Origin of the sequence: Nostoc sp. (genome assembly GCF_036917655.1) — a bacterium.
Classification (GTDB): Bacteria; Cyanobacteriota; Cyanobacteriia; order Cyanobacteriales; family Nostocaceae; genus Nostoc.
Window position 1 is genome coordinate 40,442 of sequence record NZ_JBALCY010000051.1, and the last position, 21,451, is coordinate 61,892.

Genomic DNA, 21,451 nt, shown 5'->3' on the forward strand with positions numbered 1-21,451 from the left:
GATTTCACCGATAATCCGTGACATGGAAAAAGTTTTTGCCAAAAAGCTAGGGTTTTGCCGTATCAAGAAAACCAAGTTCTTAATTTTTGGATAAAGTCGAGCTAAGAGGATGTTTGAAAAGTATTGGGCGAATAGAATTCCCTACTACACAAACGTACCCCTACGGGGAAGCAAGCTACGCGTAGTATCTCGCAGAGAAGTCCACCTTTCCTGCGGAACGCTACGCGAACGTGGACTAATATCATGTCCGCCTAATTAGTTATGATTCCCATAGTCATTGCACTCCACCCCTCAATCCCCTCCCCGCTCTTCCGGAGGGGAGACGAAGCATAACTTTGGCAGGGTGGGGTTCTTCGGGTTTAATAAGTAATCAAGCGGACATGATATAAGAGAAAACCAAGGGTTTTAAACCCACGGAGGTGGGTTTTGTCTGTATAGTCGCGACTTCTAGTCGCCCAGGTGAGTGATAAATTAGACTTTTTTACTTAGCTTACAAAATCGTTCCAGCTTCTTTCAAATAAACCTGTGTAAATGGTTCATCTTCAGCCAAAGTATAATCTTCAATCAACCCTTTGCGACGAATAGAAATATCGTTGCCTTTTTTAATTACCACAGTAGAACTATCGAAGACATCCCGCGCTAGCATCATCTCAGTTTCGGTGGGATTATCCAAAACTACGATATTACTACTGCGGTAAAACATGCCCTCTTCATCTAGGATGTCTTCCGCATACTCGGCAATCAGCAAATCAAGTTTTGGATGACGCAGCAAAGTTTGGACGTTGCTGTTGTAATTTTTGCTTAATACTTTTTTCGAGCGATTCACAAAAACTGCATCACGACAAATAGCGCCTATTGTCCAGTTAGGATGTTGCAAAAGGATATGGTCAATCGTTGCTTGCAGTTCTTCAACTGAGATTTTATTAAAGGTAATAATCGGTATCCTAGCATCCGTACCTGACTCAAAAAAGGTTTCTAAGATATGGGAAGGCACATCAACGCTTTCACCAACAGAAGGTTTTAGATGCATTAAAACGCCTGGTGCAGCGTTGATTTCCAAGATGGCGAAGTTACTTGATTTCCAAGATTCTGAGAGACTTTTGGTCATGACATCAATACCAAGGCAAGTCAGCTGGAAGTGTTGGGCAATATCTTGCGCCAAAATAATATTGTCAGCATGAACTGTCTGGCTTGCATCGATGCTTATACCTCCGGCTGAAAGATTGGCGACTTTACGCAGGTAAACAGTGCGTTCCTTCTCAATCACGCTGTCTAATGATAAGCGTTGTTCGTCTAGATAGAGTTCCATCGCTTCATCTATCTGAATTTTACTCATCGGCGAGGTGGGTGAGTCTAAACGTGCAGGTTTGCGGTTCTCTTGGCGGATTAACTCTGCAAGCGTTAAATACCCATCACCAACAACTGAGGCTGGGCGGCGTTCTGTGGCGGCGACGAATCGACCATTGACACACAACAAGCGAAAATCTGATCCTGAGATGCTTTTCTCAACAATTATTCGCGTTAGCTGATCTTCGGGAATCGCTGCCAGTGCTCTATTATAAGCAGATAGCAGTTCTTTTGAGTCTTGCACATCAGCCGTGACGCCAATTCCTTTGTGCCCTACCACTGGCTTAACTGCCACTGGGTAGCCAATTTGTCTGGCTGCGGCCAAAGCATCCTTTTCGGAAAAGACGATATCACCTTCAGGTACTGGGAAACCCAAGGTTTTTAAAAATGCCTTGCAGTCATCTTTGCGGGTGGTAAACTCCGAATCTAGATGACTATCACAGTTAAATGTTGTTGCTACCCCCCGGACATGTTTTTTTCCCAAGCCGTATTGCATCAAACCTTCTTCCCACAAATAAAAGGCAGGAATACCTTTTTCGTAGGCTGTTCGCAATAGAGCGTAAACCGTGGGGCCACCATAGACAGATGCGCGGAATCTATTTTGCAGCCTCACTAGCTGCTCATCAAAGATAAAGTCTTTGTCTTGGGTAATGGTTTCAAACCAATCCCAAACAAAATAAACCACCTCTCTAGTTGTGCGTTCATGTAGCGATTGGACACTAATCCGCACGAAATCTGGATATGGTTTGACACTCCAATGATTAAGGTGCAAATCCATGTCCAACTTTCCGACTTCGGACACAACTTGGGCAAATAGATGGGCATGGGATTCGTAAGTTTGGCCGCCCAGGTGTGGATAGCGATGTCTCTCGACAAGCCGCTGTACGTCTGTGCCAATCCTTGCAATATAATCTTCAATGGGCAAAGGCTCTCTAGAGTCAACTAGAGCAAAGTCAAATACTAGCGCCCCTGTATCTAAATAGAGGTTGGGCCCAATATAATGCTTGAAGTTGAAAATATCGAATACATCCGTTCTTCTAGCATTAATGCGGACTAAATCACTGCTTTTTTGTAGAACCATTGATTACGAACCTTTGGCTAAACACCCTGAAATTTAGATGCTGAGTTATGGTTACTCAGGCTTATTAATTGTAGATTGATTCACATTAATTTTGAAGAGTGATGGCAAAGCCATTGATCTAATCAGAACCTACCGTAACCCTATTAGTAAGCATTTTCAACTATCTCAAGGCATAATTAAACCCCCCTTCCTCAGCTAAGAATAAAGAACAGTCAATTCATCCTCATGACTAGTTAAAGATATAACCTTTGAAAGGTGCAACACTCAACCAATAATTTGTATAAATAAACGTGCGGTATTGAAATAGACAGCAAAGTATGAATAGCACACAAGCTGCTCTAAGAGATGAGATTCGAGAACTTGCTGAGGAGGCATTTCACCAAAAGCTGATCTCTGGGCATGGTGATGGGCCAGACATGAATGAGTATCAAATTGTCTACCAAGGCAAACCCAGGCATCTCCCACTAGAACAAGCACGTTTTTTCTTAACTAACTTGCTTTACAGAAGTCGCATTCATTAAGACTTGCCATTAGATATCTAATTGCACCCAGCTAGAGTTAATACCAATTACTTACAATTACACGATAAATTTCTAATCGGCAATTAGTAAGATAGTCAATAATGCCTCTATAAAATATCTTTAGAGGCAGTTGCTGTTGTGGGTTTTATTAAGTCAACAAAAATTCATTTTAGTGAGGATAGTTATTTTTATTTATGTAATTTTTTTGAAAAATCTCTTGGTGTAACTGCTTGCGATCGCAAATATTAATACTACCTACTATCAAGCAATCTACCAAAAGGATGATTTGATAGGTGGAATTGTCATGGTTTAGTAAAATTTATTAACTCAAATCAGGGGGCATCATGGTGGAAAGTAATCCCAAACGGCAGTTGGTAATTATTGGGGGAGCTGAAGACAAGGACGGAGATTGCCTAATTCTGCGGGACTTTGTGCGACGCGCTGGGGGTACCAAGGCGTACATTGTAATTATCACGGCGGCGACAGAATTACCAAGAGAAGTGGGAGAAAATTATATTAGAGTTTTTGAGCGGCTGGGAGCCGAGAATGTTCGCATTATTGATACAGAAACCCGCGAAGATGCATCTTCATCTACCGCATTGGAAGCAATTAATAAAGCAACTGGGGTATTTTTTACTGGGGGAGACCAAGCTCGCATTACCAGCATCCTCAAGGATACCGAAATTGATGCGGCGATTCACAAACGGTTCTCTGAAGGTATAGTTATCGCCGGCACAAGCGCGGGTGCTGCTGTGATGCCAGATAAAATGATAGTGGAAGGTGATTCGCAAACACATCCTCGGATTGAAACTGTCGAAATGGGCCCCGGTCTAGGCTTTTTACCAGGGGTGGTAATTGACCAGCATTTTTCCCAGCGTGGACGCTTGGGACGCTTAATCTCAGCTTTAATACTAGAACCTGCTGTTTTGGGATTCGGTATTGATGAGAATACCGCTATGGTAGTGACAGATAACCAAGTTGAAGTTATTGGCCAAGGCGCTGTCACAATTGTTGATGAATCAGAAGCTACATATAACAATATGGGCGAAATTTTGAAAGATGAGGCTTTGGCGATTTGCGGCGCAAAGCTTCATATTTTGCCACATGGTTTCAAATTTGACTTAAAAACCCGCCAGCCTATCCTAAATAATGGCTCTGTGGCAAATCTCTCTGTACCTGTTGGTTCAATTAGCACCTAATTTTTAGTAGGTGTGTTTAAGCAGCAGTCATAACCAAAATACAAGTAAGCTGAATCTCAATAATTACCTATTAGGTTGCGGTGGATAATACAGCCCACCGTAACCTTTAGACTAATAGAATGAGTTTAACAAAAGCGGCTAAAAGCGATCGCCTTACACTTTAAACTTCTCAGTAATCCGCTTCATCGCCTCTTCCACATTCTCTCGACTGTTAAACGCTGATATGCGGAAGTAACCTTCACCCGCAGCACCAAAGCCAGAACCAGGTGTGCCGACAACGTTGACAGTTTGCAGCAGCTTATCAAAGAATTCCCAACTGGATAAACCATTAGGAGTTTTCACCCAAACGTAAGGTGCATTCACGCCACCATAAACTGATAATCCGGCGGCTGTGAGTTTCTCGCGGATAATTTTGGCGTTTTCTAAATAAAAACTAACTAATTCCTTGATTTGTGCCTGTCCTTCTTCAGAGTAAACCGCTTCGGCTCCCCGTTGGACGATGTAAGAAACACCATTGAATTTGGTGGACTGGCGACGATTCCACAGTTTCCACAGTTCTACATTGGAACCATCGGCGGCTTTTGCTGTGAGTGTCTTCGGTACAACGGTTAACGCGCAACGGATTCCCGTAAAACCTGCATTCTTGGAAAAAGACCGAAATTCGATCGCAACTTCTCTTGCACCTTCAATTTCATAAATTGAGTGGGGAATCGATGGATCGGTAATATAAGCTTCGTAGGCTGCATCAAAGAAAATAATCGAGTTATTAGCTTTGGCATAGTCCACCCATGCTTTGAGATATTCCTTGGTAGCAGTTGCGCCAGTCGGGTTATTGGGAAAGCAGAGATAAATTAAATCGACTTTCTTTGAGGGAATCTCGGCGGTGAAGTTGTTATCAGCCGTAATTGGCAGATAAACTAAGCCTTCAAATTCGCCTTTGTCGTTAGTATCTCCCGTATTTCCCACCATAACGTTAGTGTCTACATATACGGGATAAACGGGGTCAGTAACGGCAATGATGTTGTCATGTCCAAAGATTTCCAGAATGTTGCCCGTGTCGCATTTGGAACCATCGGAGATAAAGATTTCTGAGGCATCGATCGCGGCTCCCCGTGCTTGGAAATCGTGAGTAGCAATTTTCTCCCGCAACCAAGCGTAGCCTTGTTCTGGGCCGTAGCCTTTGAAGGTGTTGCGATCGCCCATTTCTTCCACAGCTTTAATCATAGCTGTCCGGCAAGCCTCCGGCAGAGGTTCAGTAACATCGCCAATCCCCAACCGGATAACATTAGCATCAGGATTCGCTTCCGCAAAGGCATTCACCCGCCGAGCAATTTCTGGAAACAGATAACCCGCTTTCAGTTTCAGGTAGTTGTCGTTAATAGTTGCCATGTTTAGATTATGAAAAACGCCCTCAAACAGCTTACTGCTAATTTATGAGGGCGGGGAGACGCGATTAATCGCGTCTGTACAGGAGTTAGGAGTAGAGACGCCGATTAATCGCGTCTGTACAGGAGTTAGGAGTTATAAGAATTCTTTCCTCAATGCCCAATGCCCAATTAGATATTTACCGCCTGTTTACTATTTTCTGATGTTGTAATAACTGTTGCGATCGCCAATTCCTGAGTGGGTGAGGATTCTTGTCCTGTAATCAATCTTGCGCCGCGATTACGGGTGAAATAGTTCCAAGCCCACTTAATCATCACTACTAATTTGTTGTCAAATTCAATTAAGAAGTAGATGTGAATCAACAGCCAAAACAGCCATGCAAAGAAACCTTTCAGCTTGATAAAACCCAAATCTACCACAGCAGAGTTGTGCCCAATCATCGCTAAACTACCGTGATCAACATAAGCAAAGGGTGGCAAACTGTTACCTGCAAGCCGATGCTGGACTAGTTCTGCTACATATTCTCCTTGTTGCTTCGCTACAGGTGCAACCCCAGGTAGCGGTTTCCCATTTTGATGAGAAAAATTTGCTAAGTCGCCTATTACAAAAATATTGGGATGTCCCTTAATACTCAAGTCAGGTTCGACGATAATCCGTCCAGCGCGATCGCATTCAGCACCTGTGTGTTCTGCTAGCACTTTTCCCATTGCTGAAGCTTTTACACCTGCTGCCCATAATACTGTTTTTGAGGCAATCTCGCTGACTTCATCGCCTTGTTTGAGGGTAACAAGATCATTTTCAATATTCGTTACCAGTGTTTTTGTCTGGACAATCACCCCCAACCGCGTCAGGGATGCTTCGGCTTCTTGTGATAATTCTGGTGCAAAGGGTGGCAGAATGCGATCCAGCCCTTCTAATAGCAAAATCTTGGCTTCCGATGTATCGATGTTGCGGAAATCTTCTTTGAGAGTTTGGTTTGCCAATTCTGCGATCGCGCCCGCCAATTCTACACCAGTTGGGCCACCACCGATAATTACAAAAGTTAACCAGGCACGGCGTTTTTCTGGATCAGTTTCTTTTTCTGCGGCTTCAAAGGCCGTAAAAATCCGGCGACGCATTTCTATGGCATCTTCTACAGTTTTCAAACCTGGGGCGAATTCTTCCCAGTTATCTTTACCAAAGTAGGAATGCTTGGCTCCTGTGGCGACAATTAACGTATCGTAAGGTATTGCTTCGTCGCCCACAATCACTTTTTGTGCTTCTGGATCAATATTATTCACCTCTCCCAGCAACACTTTCGTATTCTTGCTCTTGCTGAGTACAGAACGCAACGGTGAGGAAATATCCGCAGGAGATAGCGCACCTGTGGCAACTTGGTATAGCAGAGGTTGAAATAGATGAAAGTTACGTTTATCAATCAGAGTAACGCTTACCGCCGCCTTGGCGAGTGTTTTTGCCGCATAAAGTCCACCAAAACCACCGCCAACAATAACTACTTGATGGGGTGGATTATTGTCAAGTGAATTTACCATAAGAAATATTATCCAGTATGCCGACTATTGTAACTATTCTTAACAAATTTGTATCAAACTTGTCATCATATATTTTGTATTGTTTTTTACATTTGATTGAAGATTAAAGTAATCAAAACTACAGGAAAAACAGAACTTTTCAAGATGAAGGCACAGACAATAAGGACTTGGAATGTTGGAATCGCTCTATACTTATGTAAATTTATCAAAGGCAGATGTAGTATTTACGCAAGTTCACTCAGAACTAGTTGATTCTGGTGTTTGTATCAAACGTGGTGAATGAGTTCGCCGCCAACGAGTAAAACCATAGACAAGAGCAGCAAAAATTAACAAATAGGGACTGTAAACAATTAACCAAATACCTAGCTTGAGTAAGCCAACGGAAAATGCACTCAAAGAGTGGGTGGAGTTGTTCCAAGTTTCCTGAACTTGCAAACCAAAGGCAGGTTGTGGACTGGTGCTAGAAACTGCTGCTTCTAGGTTCAGCGTAATAGTGGAATATGCAACTTGATTTTGTAGGCTTTTCAGTTGGGCATTAATTTGTTCTATTGTTTGTCGGACATTACTCAATTCTTGGGCAACACTAAGCACATCTCTAATAGAACCCGCCCGATCCATAATTTTTTGCAAATTGACTTCAGTTTTCTTCAAATTGGTTAATCTAGCTTGGAAATCCACCAGGCGATCGCCCACATCTTCTGCCGTGATATTACGACTCTCGACAGTGCCCAATTTAGCTAGTTGTTCTAAGGTAGGTTCCAGCAGATTCTCTGGTATCCGCAATTGGATTGTTGCTGTGTAACGCCGATTGTCGTTTTTGGGTTGTTGTTCTTGCAACCCGATCAAATCCCCTTGCTGTTTATTGATAATTTGCGAAACAGCATCAATAGTCTTATCTACAGAGTTGACAGTCAAAGACATTGCTGCCTTCTTAATGAGTTGGGGACGAGAACGGGCTATTGGCGCAGCTTCCGTCTTTTGGGAAATACTGCTTTCACTAGCAGGTGCCATTGCTTTATTTGCCGCGCCATCGGCTGCAACTTGAGGTAAAGCCTGATTTGCTGACTGATGGGAAGCGGCGCAACTGGTGAAAATCACCCCTCCTAATAACGCACTCACAAATAAAGCAGATGTGCGCGGTAATTTAATCGAAGCGTACATAATCTACCCCCAGATGGATGAAGTTAAACCCAGTATTACTGAAGGAAAACTCAAAGCCTGGATTGTTGCGATTTATGTAACAGGGTTTGTCATTTTTATTTACAGAGAATGAAAATTCATCTTGATAAGATATCTCAAAAAGATTATTAGCAAGTCATTAGACGATTATTTAAAAAAATATCTGCAACAAGTCTGTTTGCCAGTAGGGTCGTAAAATTGCTTTCTGGTAGTTGATATTTTTGAAATTGTTTGATTTTGAAAACAAGTTGGATCTGCGATCGCTGCTTGCAAATCTGCCTTTATACCAATTCAGAATCCCCTACGGTATCTTGTCGGTCAAAATTCCCTGGCACTTTCAGCAGCCTGTCTCAATGCTAAAAAAGCTTCTTTTAGAGGTTGGCTAACGGCACTGTCTGGTTCTGTTAGCACTAGCTGTTGGTAGGCTGACAAAAATTGCGATCGCAATCGATGGAACAAATGCAGAAAGTGACGTACAAAGCTGATACAATCCAAAACCACAATTTCTATACCATCTGTACGGTCGTACATACTTGAGGCATATTCCTGAACACCTTCTTCGATCGCATCCGTCGTGATAAAAATATAGTTGTCAACCCGCTTGCCTGTGCTGTTGATTTTTTGCAACGCACGGTCAATATCTGCTAGGGTGACACGTCGGGTCTTCATTTCATAGCTGGTAATCACCTTCTCATCATCAACTAGAGTAATTTCCAAATCTCCCAGAGCACCTGTCTGCTCGTCTGCTGCATTGTGGGATTCTAGAGGTAAAAAACGCTCCCCAATATATTGTTCTGCTACTTGATAGGCAGCAGCAACAATTAGTACAGGAAGGCGGCTTTAACCTCGGCAAGCCAAATGCTGTTTCAAGAGTGTGACAATTTCCTCTGCTGACAAAGGTATTGCGTCTTCCGACTTCTTCAAGTCAGCTAGTAGTGTTTCCATGCGCTGCCCCTTCTCGTTCCGAGCAATAATTAGACAGCGAATAGTTTGGGCTAGCAGTTCCTCAGCAGTTATTCTGCCTTCATGAACATCATCAAGTAATTGCAGGGCGGCTTCGTAGAGTTTGGGCGGTCGTCCTACCAGATTGACTGCTGGGGTTAAGGTGGTGTTACGGTTCCGCAGGGCAGGGGTGAGGAACGCGGTAGTGGGATTACAGGGCAACTCGTGCTTGTTAATGAATGCTGTGATGTAACTTTCATCGTAGTAGCGGCCAGAGTAAGCATCTGGTGTGCCTATTTCTGTGTAAGGCTTGCGGATATCAACATTCCCAAGGTGAACGGCTGCCAAAGAGCAGGCCAGTAACAAACGAACTACAGCACGATTGCCTACATAGCGCGATACATAGTCAATTTTTTCGGCAATGCTAGGGTTGGTGACAATCGGTTGGACTATCGATGCTTCGGCTTTTTGTAAAGCTACATCAAGGATAGCTGCTGGGGTTGTGGACATGGAGCGATTTCTTCAACAGTAAGTGTGGAGGCTTGAGGGTCATAATTGAGCCAAAGTACTTCTTGCCGTAACTGCTTGATTGAATGGCAATGCTTCACGGGCGCTTTAATGCAGTTCCAGTCACCGTACAGTTCCTGCATCAACGAACAATCATAGCCTGAAAGGGCAACTTTACCTTTGACTGAACGCAAAACATCCGCTAGTTGCCGATGCTGGTCGTCGGTCATTTCATAAGCGTAAGCCTTGCTATCCCCACGGGAATCGTGCGGGTAGGGAGGGTCACAGTAAAATAATGTTTCTGGACTATCGTACCGTCGAATAATATCAATTGCTCGGTCGTTCTCAATTTGCACGCGTAGCAACCGTTGCACGATTTCGGGCAGATCCTCAACACTACCAAGCCACCGGGAAACTGCACCAGCCATTCCAGCGCGGCTAGTAAGTTTGCAGTGCGCCCATCGTCCAACACTGGCGGTTTGTGCCAAGCCTGTTCTCACTTGTCGCGCCCGGACGAAAAATCGTCTAGCCCTTTCCAGGTCTGACAAACTCTCTTCTTCTTTGGTAATAGCAATCCGAAATTCTTCACGCGAAAATGGGGTTAACCCAATCGCCTCGATGAGTTGGTCTTTTTGGTCACGTAGCACGCGAAAGAAGTTGACTACCTGGCCATCAATATCATTGTAGGTTTCCACAGGCGAAGGCTCCCGGTTCAACAACACGGCTGCTGAACCGCCAAAGGGTTCGCAGTAGTGGGTCGTTTTTGACAACAAGGGTAAAAGCCAGTCTAAATGACTGTACTTGCCGCCATACCAACCAAATGCAATTTTCTTTGCCATGAAAGCCAACCTCAAAGGGATTGCTTTACCCGAAACCAAGGATAAGGGTAAAACGCAATTTATTATATAGTGTTGAGAAATAAAGTATAAACAAACAAAAATACTTACATTATTTTTTCAGAGAATAATCTATCATTCTTTTTCGGTAAGGCGATCGCCAACAGTATTAGATACGTGTAATTTCCGGGAAAATAGTCTGTAAAAGCCTATCCTGTCTGAGTTTTATACCAGCCGGAGTAGAACGGAGCATCTCTAGAAGCTAATAAACTTATTCCAGATAATTGCAGTGAGTTCCATATTCTTGACTTCGGAGGTGGTACGCTCACATTCTCAAGCTACCAAGTAGGCAAGCAACCAAAAGCCATTGAACAAAGTCCAGGTAACGGTAACGGGATGAAAGCAATCGTGAGCGCTTGAGTATTGTCCTAGTGTGTATAGATACAGGTGGTATTCAGTTCAAAAAAGAGGGAATACTAAACGTAAGTGAAAGGTTACTACTTAACAATTGGATTTTTTGAAATGGATTGGTTATTAAAGGATATAGCTAAAAGCGTAGTGAAAGGTATATCTGTGGAGTTCCTCCTAAATCGTGCTGGTACTAAGAGCCAACAACATGATTATAAAGGAGCGATTGAAGATTGCAACCAGATTTTAAGTATCAATCCTAATAATGCTGATGCTTACTGTTTACGTGGTCTAATCCTAGATAATTTAAGGCAGGAGAAATCTGCAATTCAGGACTATACACAGGCTTTACGTATTAACCCAAATTTGGCAGCAGCCTATTTTAAAAGAGGAATTTCTCGCACAGAAATAAGAGATTATCAAGGGGCTATCGAAGACTATAATCAATCAATAAATATTAATCCAAATACAGCATTTATATATTCAAAAAGAGGATTGAGTTTCCTAAGTATGGGAAATTACAAAAATGCTATTCAATATTTTCAGCAAGCACTTTTGCTAGAGCCAAAACTCCCTTCAGCTTATTATGGAAAAGCTTTATTTTATTTATACACTAAAATATATTCAGAAGCAATTGTAAATTTTAATCTTGCTATTGAATTATACCCTAACTATATAGATGCTTTTTGCAATAGAAGATGCTTTTTGCAATAGAGGTCTGGCGTATGGTGCTATGGGAAATTATGTGCTAGCAATTGAAGATTTTAATCGAACTTTACAATTAAATCCAAACTATTATGGTGCTTATTATGGTATAGGTGTGGTCAAAATGTATCAAAACCAATTTAAAGAAGCGATAATTAAATTTAATAAATGTATTGAAATTAATCCTTTGCATGTATCTTCTTATTTCTATAGAGGATATATTTATGAATTGGGCAGTTATTATAATAAAGCGCTGGAGAATTACAGTGCTGCAATTAAAATTGATGCTTTTCATAAAGAAGCTCATGAAAAACAAGGTTTTATTAGAATTAAAATTGGCGATTTAGAAGGTGGTATTCAAGATTTAAAACTAGCCGCTAATATTTCTTTAAAGCAGGGGAATGTGGAGGATTATCAAAGAATATTAAATAATATTAGAGAGTTAGAAATTTAGATTTTTTCAAAACTCAAGTTTTCTGAGGTATTAAGATAAACCCCTATCATCCTTGAGTGATTATGGGTTTTACTTTAACTATTACTTAGTCAAACACGACGATTTACTACTAAATCTTCTCTAACTCCTGATTGAAAGTGATTAATTGCAGCTTGAAGCACATTCACATTTATGGGGTCATCAATTGGTACACAAGCATACACCAGATAAATCTTTACAGCAACGAGAGAATTTTTGTTTAACACACCAACAAAAAGCATCCTGCCATAATCTTCTTTTTTAATACAAATCTCGTAATTTTGAGAATTAAATATATTAGCTAATGCTTGAAAGCATGGCAAATATTGCATTTCTTCGTGGTCGAGAATTTGTAGATTATGGGGATTGTAAATTTTCCCATTTACAGCAGAGTAAGTCACCATAACTCCTTAGACATTAATTTTTTAGGAATATATGATTATACATAAATAATTACGTATTTAGTACATTAGTTCTAAAAAACGTAAAAGCAAGGAACCACAACCGAGCAAGGAAGTTACTCAGCATTGGCTGCTGAAAACTTTTACTACATTAGAGTGCCGAAGGTGGGTTATAAATTATCAAAAACGATCAAATTTTTTATGCTTAAACAAAAGTGTATCATAGGCTACTATTCTTTGGCGATCGCTACGCCCCCCGAACGCGAGTGCGTCTCGTATAGAAGGCAGCGCAAAACTTTTCGATCTACTGAAACTGAGTAACTTTACTTGCTTGAGATAAAAAAGTTAGGCGATTATTGCCGTCGTAAACACTCCTCCTGAGTTCAAACGGATAAATTCAATGGTTGACAGTTAATCTGTGGTTACTCAATTTGAGGTACAATCAAAAGTCTGCCAATTGATGATGCTTGCTGACAGGAGATGCTTCTATGGCCCGGATGTACTATGACGAAGATGCCAATTTAGACCTTTTGGCTGGAAAAACTATTGCTATTATCGGCTATGGTTCCCAAGGTCATGCCCACGCTCTCAATCTCAAAGATAGTGGTTTGAATGTGATTGTGGGACTATATCCGGGTAGTAAGTCAGTAGCAAAAGCTGAAGCTGCTGGGTTAACTGTGAAGAATGTTGCAGATGCTGCCAATGCTGCTGACTTCATCATGATTTTGTTACCTGATGAAGTCCAAAAAACGATTTACAAAAACGAGATTGAACCCAATTTAGAAGAAGGGAATGTCTTAGCCTTTGCCCACGGTTTCAATATTCACTTTGGGCAAATTGTACCACCAGATAACGTAGATGTGGTGATGATAGCACCCAAAGGGCCGGGACATATAGTACGGCGGACTTATGAACAGGGTGAAGGTGTACCAGCGCTATTTGCAGTTTATCAGGATGCCAGTGGTCAGGCACGCGATCGCGCGATGGCATACGCTAAAGGTATCGGTGGTAGCCGCGCTGGTGTTCTCGAAACTACTTTCCGCGAAGAAACCGAAACCGATTTATTTGGCGAACAGGCGGTATTGTGCGGTGGTTTGAGTGCTTTAATCAAAGCCGGATTTGAAACTTTGGTAGAAGCTGGTTATCAACCAGAATTGGCTTACTTTGAATGTCTGCATGAAGTCAAGCTGATTGTTGACTTGGTTGTGGAAGGTGGTTTAGCCAAAATGCGCGACAGCATTTCTAACACTGCTGAATATGGCGATTATACCCGTGGCCCGCGAATTGTTACCGAACAAACCAAAGCTGAAATGCAAAAGATTCTCAGCGAAATTCAATCTGGGCAATTTGCACGGGAATTTGTTCTGGAAAACCAAGCTGGTAAACCAGGATTTACCGCCTTGCGTCGCAAAGAAGCTGAACACAAAATTGAGGAAGTCGGCAAAGATTTACGCGCTATGTTTAGCTGGTTGAAAAAAGCTTAACCAAAAGAAAAGTACCCGACTAAGTTCTGTGGAGGAGCCGAACAACTGAAGTCGCGGCTATATTAAACCAATTCGCAATTTGCAATTACGTTTGGTGACGGAGATTTAGACTCCGACACCAAACGCTCTGCTTAGGAACGTGGATTAAATAAAATGCAAAACTTTATCCTATCTCTAGCTTCCCTCTCCTTTATAAGAAGAGGGATTGAGGGTGAGGTAAGCCAGGGACATAAATTGTATGTTATTTAATTATGATTCCTTAGTAGTTGCTATGCAACTTAAACCCCTAAAATTGCTTAACATATCAGGAGCGTCTGAATCCCCATCCAATTATTCCTTCAGCATAGCTGCCTCCTTCAAGATATCTATAGCAATCCGAATTGAAACGTGAGAAAATACGGAGATTAAAAGTACGTATTTTCATGCCTTTCAGCGATTTTCTCTCTCAGGAATGATTAGGATTGCTATAGTTATGAAAAAGCTAAAAAAAATCGCTTTAATAAGTGCTGTTTTAGCGATGACACTTGGTATAAATATTTCGGCTCAAGCTCAAGAAAAACGCCTACTGACGCTTGAGGATAAGTTTGCCTTTCGCCAAATTAGCGATCCCCAACTTTCTCCCACTGGAGACTGGATTGCTTACACGGTAACTAATACCGATTTGAAAAATGATACACAAGATAAACATATTTACATGACTTCTTGGGATGCTTCCCGAACGTTACATTTAACTAACGGTAAAGATGGTGAATATAACCCTCGGTTCAGCCCAGATGGGAAGTATCTAGCTTTCATCTCCAGCCGTGAATCTGGAAAACAGCAAATTTGGTTGCTCAACCTAGCAGGTGGTGAAGCCGAAAAAATATCCGACTTTGCTGGTGATGTTAGCGATTTTGTCTGGTCTGGTGACAGTAAACGACTAGCCGTAATTGCCTCTGAACCAGCCCCAGAAACTCCCTTTAATGGCAAAACCCCACCACCGATTGTTATCGATCTGTTTCACTTCCAAGAAGATGGTGTCGGTTTTATCGATAAAAGTCGAGAACATCTTTATGTATTGGACTTAGCAACTCGCAAAACAGAGATTCTCACCCCAGGTTCATTTAATGAGTCTTTACCTGCTTGGTCAAGTGATAGCAAAAATATTGCTTTTGTGAGCAAACGCGGTGAAAATAGCGATCGCAACAATAATTGGGATCTTTATGTCATCGCTGCCCAACCTGGAGCAAAAGCCCGCCAGCTAACCACTTTTTCTGGGCCTGATAGCGATCCTGATTGGGGTAGCCGTCCAGCTTGGAGTCCAGATGGGAAGTCAATTGCCTATCTTCAAGGAGGTTCACCCAAACTCATTGAATACGCGGTTTACCATCTAGCGGTGATTCCTGCCCTTGGCGGCACTCCGCGTCTACTGACTTCCAGCCTTGATCGCAATGTTGTCAAACCGCATTTTACAAAAGATGGGAAATCAATACTGTTTTTAATCGAAGACGATGGCAACGTTCACCTTGCAAAGATACCCGTAGCTGGTGGCAAAATTGAGCGATTGTTAGCAGGAAGGCGAAATATTAGTAACTTTGATTTAGGACGCGATGACAAAATCGCTTTACTTTCTTCAACGCCACAACAACCAAGTGAAGTCTTCGCCTTCAAAGGTAAAGATTTACGTCCATTGTCGCACCAAAATGATCAGTTGCTAGCTCAACTAAATTTAGCAACTACAAATGAAATCACCTTTAATAGTAAGGATGGAACAGAAATTCACGGTTTTCTCGTCAAGCCACCTAACTTTCAGTCAGGGAAGAAATACCCGACACTGCTGATGCTGCACGGCGGACCTGTGGGGCAGTTCACAAATCAGTTTATGTTTAATTGGCAACTGTTTGCGGCCAAAGGCTATGTGGTTGTCGGTGTTAACCCACGCGGGAGTTCAGGAAGAGGTGAAGCCTTCTCCAAAGCGATTTATGCAGACTGGGGAAACAAAGACGCTCAAGATATTATTGCCGGTGCTGATTATGCGATCGCTAGCGGAATTGCTTCGCCATCGCGTTTAGGAATTGGTGGGTGGAGTTATGGGGGGATGTTAACCAACTATACTATTGCTCAAGATACTCGCTTTAAAGCCGCAGTTAGTGGGGCTAGTGAATCAAATATTCTGGCGACCTATGGTACAGATGAGTATATTTATGACTACGAACAGGAGTTAGGCGTACCGTGGAAGAACCTTAATACATGGCTGCGAATTTCTTTCCCATTTCTTCACGCTGACCGAATTGTGACACCGACAATATTTCTGGGAGGTGACAAGGATGGTTCTGTACCACTGCTAAACTCTGAACAGATGTATCAAGCCCTGAAAAGTCTCGGAATTGATACTCAGTTAGTAGTTTATCCCGGACAGTCCCACGGAATCAGCAAACCGAGTTATCAACGTGATGTCCTAGAGCGTTATTTAGCTTGGTATGATAAATACTTGATCCCCTCAACCGCAACCAGTGGAAAATAGTCTTGAAGAAGAATTCAGTGTTCTTCTGGAAAAGAAAAAGCAGAGGTATTTATCAAAGGTCAAGCTAGGGGTGAGAAGTTAAATGTCTTGAGTTTATTTTGCGATCGCTATATTCAATATATAGGAATCATATTTGATTTTTGAAATACACGTAGGGTGCGTTAGCCTTTGGCGTAACGCACCAATTCGGATTTTAGGTGCCGTACTCTCGGCGATAACACAACGCCAGTTGCTACAACTCTGGGAACCAAAGCAACGCACTGGCTCCCCTACATATACTTAGATTTTTTCACGCAATCAAATCGGATTCCTATATTCATTTCATGACACAGCTTTCAAATCTTGAGCAATTCTAAAACCAGCGTGTTGATAAAAGTAGGGACGAAACCAATTGCGATAGGTTGGTAATGCCATTGAACCATTAGTAGCCCAAGAACCGCCGAGCATCATCTGATGTTTGCCATCAAAAAAGGGTGCTGCTTGGTCTTCGTAAAGCGGATGAGGTTGAAATCCGGGTAGGGCGTTGAAAGTGTCCCCCAACCATTCCCAGACGTTTCCTCTAAGATCATAAAGCCCACAAGCACTATTAGCTGGTTTGAACATTCCCACTGGGCTGGGAGAAATGAATTGTAAGTTGAGATTATAATTACTTGAGAAGTGGTTATCCTCAGAGGTAAGTAAGGCTTGATTCCATTCGGCCTCACTCATCAAGCGGATTTCTGAGCCTTGAGAGCGACAAAATGCGATCGCTTCGTAGTAATTGACTTCTACAGGCCAGTCTAGGGGTAAGTCTATTTCGTCGAATGTGGCTCGATAACGGTAGCCATCCTGGAAGGGTATCCAGAATTTGGGATATTGTCCGTTGTAGAGTTGCTTCCAATCCCAAGATTCAGCATTCCAGTAGTCTGGATTGTTGTAACCACCAGCTTGAACAAATTGCAGATATTCTCCGTTAGTGATTAGATATTGACTAGCTAAAAATGGTTTCACTTCTACTGTGCGATCGCCATATTCGCTATCCCAACCATAGGTAAGATCATCCTTGGGTTTTCCTAGTTTCACCACGCCACCGGGAACCCGGCGCATTTCATTGTTGGGAGTATTCCCCTTGCTAGGTGCGTAATTCCAGCCTTGGGGACGTTTTAGGCGCTCAATAGGCAATTGACGCACCAGCATCGAAGAGGTTTCAAAGTGAATGCGACTATGTTCTATTCCCATCAGCAAAGCCCAGAAGGGATGCTGTTGATGAATCGGCAGATCCAGGGAAGTATTTTGAATCACCTTTGCGATCGCTTCTCGTGCTTTGTCTCGATATTGCCAAACTTTTTCTACATCAGGCCAGCTAATCCCTCGCATAGCTGCGTCGAGTTCCGTCGGTGTTTGTGGATCAACTCCGATTTCAAATAGAGTTTCGTATTGGGAATTAATTCCAGCTTTGATTAAACCAACGCCAATTAACTTGTTAATGAAAAAAACAGCTGAGTGACCAAGATAAAAAATTAGACAGTTTCTTAAAGGATCAGGGTTAAGATAAAAAGTTTCTTCCCCAACCAAACTTTTCATGAGTGTTTCTTCAAGTTCCCAAGAATTTTCAAAGTATTTGAGCAGGCTTTGTGAACTGCAATCATTGAGTGTAGGGACTTGAGTTGATGTCAGTTTACTTATCGTTGAAACTAAAGCCATGATATTTTTGACAGGAGATTAATTGCACAAATTACATAAATTATGACTGATTACAAGAAAAAGTGTTTTTGATCACATTTTTTGTTGTGTCGCCACGAATGGGCAATTTGCTCAATTTGTAAATAGACAAAGAATGTATTTTTAAATACTTAAACTACGGATTGCCAGAATAATATAAATAATGAATTAGCGTTCAATTAGTTGTCTTTACTGAGTTTCAGATGATATCCCCGTTAGGGGAAGTGGTTATGGAAAGGAAGAATATATACAGTTTGGAAAGAAGTAGTATTTTGTGTTTTCATCCCCGTTAGGGGAAGTGGTTATGGAAAGAATTTAAATTCATTGCAAAAACAGTATAGTCAATTAAGTTTCCATCCCCCTTAGGGGAAGTGGTTATGGAAAGAATAAATCTGAGTATCAAAAAATTTGATATTCTATTTAGTTTCCATCCCCGTTAGGGGAAGTAGTTATGGAAAGTCTGCAACTAATTTACTAGTCAGGTAAGTACGGGTTTCCATCCCCGTTAGGGGAAGTGGTTATGGAAAGTTGATAATACAGCCAAGGAAACATGGGCTAACATTTTGTTTCCATCCCCGTTAGGGGAAGTGGTTATGGAAAGAGTTCACTTCTGGAAGCCATGCTAGGAGAGTGTTTCAGACCCCCTATTCGACACCACTTTTAAGAATGCCAATAAGTACGATAAATTGTCAATAAGAGATGGATTTTTTAGCCGGAAACCCTTACTGTACAAGTAATCGACACCAGTCAACGAAGTTATGCGGTTTTCAAGGTTCTGAAGAGTGGTGTCGATGAACTTCAACACACTGAATAAAGAGTAAAATATACTACCTTAAACCTGTCAAGTATTTAATAAATAAATTAACAATTTTGAGCGAGGTAAATTTATCTATAACAGTTCGGCAACTAATTAGAGAAGCATACGGCGATGCCTTCACATTAGGCATCGCGGATTTTAGATTTTATCTTATCTAAAATCCCAAATCGAGTTACCGATTCACCGCCGCCGCTTCTCGTGCTGCTGCTGCTTGATCTGGGTGGATACCCAAGCGGGTGAGATTAATCCGACCTTTGTTATCAATTTCGCGCACTTTGATAATCACTTCATCGCCCACTGCTACTTCATCCTCAACTTTGCCAACGCGGTAGTCAGCTAGTTGAGAAATGTGGATCATCCCTTCTTTTCCAGGCAGAAATTCCACAAATGCACCTATCGGTATAATCCGAGTGATGCGTCCTGCATAGACATCCCCTTCGTGTAGCTTGCGGGTCATGCCTTGGATGATGTTTCTGGCTCTTTTGGCCTTGTTCTCATCCACAGCGGAAATTGTCACGGTGCCATCATCTTCGATGTCAATTTTAGCACCAGTTTCCTCTGTGATCCCCTTAATAGTCTTGCCTCCAGGCCCGATGACCAGACCAATCATGTCTGAATCAATCTTGATTGTTAGCAGACGTGGGGCATAGGGTGAGGTTTCAGTCCGCGGCACGTCAATGCAGGCGAGCATTTTCTCCAGAATGTGCAGCCGGGCTGCTTTGGCTTGGTGGACGGCTTGGGCAATAACCTCCAACGACAAACCAGAGATTTTCATATCCATTTGCAAGGCGGTAATCCCGACATCTGTACCGGCAACTTTGAAGTCCATGTCGCCCAAAAAGTCTTCAATGCCCTGAATGTCGGTCAGGATTCGCACTTCGTCCCCATCTTTAATCAGACCCATTGCTGCGCCACTGACGGGTTTGAGAATTGGCACACCAGCATCCATTAAGGCGAGGGTGGAACCGCAGACTGAACCCATTGAGGTGGAACCGTTGGAAGAAAGTACTTCCGATACGATGCGAATCACGTAGGGAAATTCTTCTTTTGACGGTAGCACAGGTAGTAGCGATCGCTCTGCTAATGCCCCGTGACCAATTTCGCGCCTTCCTGGGGCCCGCATTGGCTTGGTTTCCCCGACTGAGAACGGCGGGAAGTTGTAATGATGCAGGTAACGCTTGTGCTGATCTAGCTGCATGTCATCGTTGAGGTTTTGAGCATCCCCAGGTGTACCCAGAGTACAAGCGGATAATACCTGAGTTAGTTCCCGGTTAAATAAACCGCTACCGTGGACTCGCTTTGGTAAGACACCAACTAAACAAGAAACAGGGCGGACTTCATCAAGTTTGCGGCCATCAACGCGGACATTATCTTCGATGATTTGTCGCCGCATGAAGTATTTGGTAATATCTTTAAAAGTGTTACCAAGTGCCTTCTTATTTGCAGTTGCGGCAACTCGAATGGGATCTTCTTCTGACAGTTCGGTAATCGTCGCGGCAATTTCATCCTTGACGACATCTAAAGCTGCATCGCGTTCGGGTTTGGTCAAACTAAATTGAGACAGGATTTTCTTAATCTGACCGTTGGCGCGATCGCGGATATAATTTTCTAGCGTTTGGTCTACTTCTGGTGGTGCTTCTTGCACTATTACTAGACCCAATTCTGCAATTAAATCTTGCTGCGCTTTAATTAAGTCCCGCACCGCTTCATAACCAAAGTCAATCGCCTCGATAATATCTCGTTCTGGCAACTGATTGGCTCCCGCCTCCACCATGATTACGCCATGTGGTGAACCTGCTACTACCAGATCCAAGTCTCCAGCTTCAATTTCTGCATAGGTGGGGTTAATAATGAAATCATCTCCCACTAAACCAACCCGCACTGCTGCCATTGGCCCATTAAAAGGAATCTGGGCAATTAGGGTAGCGATGGAAGCGCCTGTAACTGCTAACACATCGGGTGGCACTAACTCGTCCATCGACATCGTGATGGCAATAATTTGCAGGTCATCCCGTAGCCATGAGGGGAACAGGGGACGCATGGGACGGTCTATTAGACGGCTGGTGAGAATTGTTTTTTCTGGTGGACGACCTTCGCGCCGCATAATCCCTCCGGGAATCCTACCAGCGGCATATAGCCTTTCTTCATAATCTACTGTAAGGGGAAGAAAATCAATGCCTTCTCTGGCTTGCGATCGCGTAGCCGTCACTAAAACGGATGTGTCCCCTGATTCTATCAAAACCGACCCACCAGCCTGGGGAGCTAGTAAGCCTACTTTCAGTCGAATATCCCTTCCATCGAAGGATATTGACTTGTCAACTTCTGCCATTCAGTTTTTTTTCCTTCTCTTTCGCTATTCTCTTTCTGTGGCAATCCTAACATTTATGCCCTATGACTGACTTTTAGTACATACAAAGATAAGACTTATGG

The 21,451-nt window shown here is 42.6% G+C and carries 16 protein-coding genes; 6 read left to right on the top strand and 10 right to left on the bottom strand.

The annotated features are described in order from the left end of the window. Window positions 1-490 precede the first annotated feature (490 nt). A complete protein-coding gene (locus V7K30_RS17900; RefSeq protein ID WP_335001476.1) occupies window positions 491-2,428 on the bottom strand; it encodes an acetate--CoA ligase family protein in 1,938 nt (645 codons plus the stop codon). Window positions 2,429-2,745: 317 nt separating this feature from the next. On the opposite strand from V7K30_RS17900, the gene V7K30_RS17905 reads away from it, so the two are divergent. Then, window positions 2,746-2,949: a hypothetical protein gene (locus V7K30_RS17905; RefSeq protein WP_229483945.1), complete on the top strand. Its 204-nt coding sequence runs from the start codon at window positions 2,746-2,748 to the stop codon at window positions 2,947-2,949. Between the two features lie 344 nt (window positions 2,950-3,293). Then, complete coding sequence (locus V7K30_RS17910; RefSeq protein ID WP_335001477.1) at window positions 3,294-4,148, top strand: cyanophycinase; 855 nt, start codon at window positions 3,294-3,296, stop codon at window positions 4,146-4,148. A 153-nt stretch (window positions 4,149-4,301) separates the two neighbouring features. On the opposite strand, the gene V7K30_RS17915 is transcribed toward V7K30_RS17910, so the two are convergent. The 6 genes from V7K30_RS17915 to V7K30_RS17940 all read right to left on the bottom strand — a co-directional run bounded on the left by V7K30_RS17915 (window position 4,302) and on the right by V7K30_RS17940 (window position 10,533). After that, entirely contained in the window at window positions 4,302-5,537 is a 1,236-nt protein-coding gene (locus tag V7K30_RS17915) for an LL-diaminopimelate aminotransferase (RefSeq protein WP_335001479.1), read from the bottom strand. A gap of 167 nt (window positions 5,538-5,704) precedes the next feature. After that, entirely contained in the window at window positions 5,705-7,066 is a 1,362-nt protein-coding gene (locus V7K30_RS17920) for an NAD(P)/FAD-dependent oxidoreductase (protein WP_335001481.1), read from the bottom strand. A gap of 234 nt (window positions 7,067-7,300) precedes the next feature. Next, window positions 7,301-8,227, bottom strand: coding sequence for a DUF4349 domain-containing protein (locus V7K30_RS17925; RefSeq protein ID WP_335001482.1), 927 nt, complete (start codon window positions 8,225-8,227; stop codon window positions 7,301-7,303). 336 nt (window positions 8,228-8,563) lie between these two features. Beyond that, complete coding sequence (locus V7K30_RS17930; protein ID WP_335001484.1) at window positions 8,564-8,962, bottom strand: hypothetical protein; 399 nt, start codon at window positions 8,960-8,962, stop codon at window positions 8,564-8,566. A gap of 123 nt (window positions 8,963-9,085) precedes the next feature. After that, the gene (locus tag V7K30_RS17935) at window positions 9,086-9,697 is read right to left on the bottom strand and encodes a hypothetical protein (protein WP_335001486.1); all 612 of its coding nucleotides are present in this window, start codon (window positions 9,695-9,697) and stop codon (window positions 9,086-9,088) included. Next, window positions 9,664-10,533, bottom strand: coding sequence for a DNA adenine methylase (locus V7K30_RS17940; RefSeq protein ID WP_322637349.1), 870 nt, complete (start codon window positions 10,531-10,533; stop codon window positions 9,664-9,666). Before V7K30_RS17940 ends, V7K30_RS17935 begins: the two co-directional genes overlap by 34 nt. Window positions 10,534-11,016: 483 nt before the next feature. Here V7K30_RS17940 and V7K30_RS17945 point away from each other — a divergent pair, with 483 nt between their 5' ends. Beyond that, complete coding sequence (locus tag V7K30_RS17945; RefSeq protein WP_335001489.1) at window positions 11,017-11,652, top strand: tetratricopeptide repeat protein; 636 nt, start codon at window positions 11,017-11,019, stop codon at window positions 11,650-11,652. Further along, a complete protein-coding gene (locus tag V7K30_RS17950; protein WP_335001491.1) occupies window positions 11,618-12,097 on the top strand; it encodes a tetratricopeptide repeat protein in 480 nt (159 codons plus the stop codon). Before V7K30_RS17945 ends, V7K30_RS17950 begins: the two co-directional genes overlap by 35 nt. A gap of 89 nt (window positions 12,098-12,186) precedes the next feature. Here V7K30_RS17950 and V7K30_RS17955 read toward each other — a convergent pair whose 3' ends face one another. Beyond that, a complete protein-coding gene (locus V7K30_RS17955) occupies window positions 12,187-12,519 on the bottom strand; it encodes a hypothetical protein (protein ID WP_334833147.1) in 333 nt (110 codons plus the stop codon). Window positions 12,520-13,004: 485 nt separating this feature from the next. Here V7K30_RS17955 and ilvC point away from each other — a divergent pair, with 485 nt between their 5' ends. Together ilvC and V7K30_RS17965 are read left to right on the top strand one after the other, a co-directional pair. After that, a complete protein-coding gene (gene ilvC, locus V7K30_RS17960) occupies window positions 13,005-14,000 on the top strand; it encodes a ketol-acid reductoisomerase (protein ID WP_334833149.1) in 996 nt (331 codons plus the stop codon). 472 nt (window positions 14,001-14,472) lie between these two features. Beyond that, window positions 14,473-16,503 (top strand): S9 family peptidase, encoded by a 2,031-nt coding sequence (locus V7K30_RS17965; protein WP_335001493.1) that lies wholly within the window; start codon window positions 14,473-14,475, stop codon window positions 16,501-16,503. 321 nt (window positions 16,504-16,824) lie between these two features. Here V7K30_RS17965 and ovoA read toward each other — a convergent pair whose 3' ends face one another. Further along, a complete protein-coding gene (ovoA, locus tag V7K30_RS17970) occupies window positions 16,825-18,186 on the bottom strand; it encodes a 5-histidylcysteine sulfoxide synthase (RefSeq protein ID WP_335001495.1) in 1,362 nt (453 codons plus the stop codon). 1,007 nt (window positions 18,187-19,193) lie between these two features. Next, complete coding sequence (locus tag V7K30_RS17975; protein ID WP_335001497.1) at window positions 19,194-21,350, bottom strand: polyribonucleotide nucleotidyltransferase; 2,157 nt, start codon at window positions 21,348-21,350, stop codon at window positions 19,194-19,196. Between the last annotated feature and the right edge of the window lie 101 nt (window positions 21,351-21,451).

Bases quoted from the DNA above. Each gene is read 5' to 3' on its own strand.
- V7K30_RS17900 (WP_335001476.1), bottom strand. From the start codon at position 2,428: ATGGTTCTACAAAAAAGCAGTGATTTAGTCCGCATTAATGCTAGAAGA.
- V7K30_RS17905 (WP_229483945.1), top strand. From the start codon at position 2,746: ATGAATAGCACACAAGCTGCTCTAAGAGATGAGATTCGAGAACTTGCT.
- V7K30_RS17910 (WP_335001477.1), top strand. From the start codon at position 3,294: ATGGTGGAAAGTAATCCCAAACGGCAGTTGGTAATTATTGGGGGAGCT.
- V7K30_RS17915 (WP_335001479.1), bottom strand. From the start codon at position 5,537: ATGGCAACTATTAACGACAACTACCTGAAACTGAAAGCGGGTTATCTG.
- V7K30_RS17920 (WP_335001481.1), bottom strand. From the start codon at position 7,066: ATGGTAAATTCACTTGACAATAATCCACCCCATCAAGTAGTTATTGTT.
- V7K30_RS17925 (WP_335001482.1), bottom strand. From the start codon at position 8,227: ATGTACGCTTCGATTAAATTACCGCGCACATCTGCTTTATTTGTGAGT.
- V7K30_RS17935 (WP_335001486.1), bottom strand. From the start codon at position 9,697: ATGTCCACAACCCCAGCAGCTATCCTTGATGTAGCTTTACAAAAAGCC.
- V7K30_RS17940 (WP_322637349.1), bottom strand. From the start codon at position 10,533: ATGGCAAAGAAAATTGCATTTGGTTGGTATGGCGGCAAGTACAGTCAT.
- V7K30_RS17950 (WP_335001491.1), top strand. From the start codon at position 11,618: ATGCTTTTTGCAATAGAAGATGCTTTTTGCAATAGAGGTCTGGCGTAT.
- V7K30_RS17955 (WP_334833147.1), bottom strand. From the start codon at position 12,519: ATGGTGACTTACTCTGCTGTAAATGGGAAAATTTACAATCCCCATAAT.
- ilvC (WP_334833149.1), top strand. From the start codon at position 13,005: ATGGCCCGGATGTACTATGACGAAGATGCCAATTTAGACCTTTTGGCT.
- V7K30_RS17965 (WP_335001493.1), top strand. From the start codon at position 14,473: ATGAAAAAGCTAAAAAAAATCGCTTTAATAAGTGCTGTTTTAGCGATG.
- ovoA (WP_335001495.1), bottom strand. From the start codon at position 18,186: ATGGCTTTAGTTTCAACGATAAGTAAACTGACATCAACTCAAGTCCCT.
- V7K30_RS17975 (WP_335001497.1), bottom strand. From the start codon at position 21,350: ATGGCAGAAGTTGACAAGTCAATATCCTTCGATGGAAGGGATATTCGA.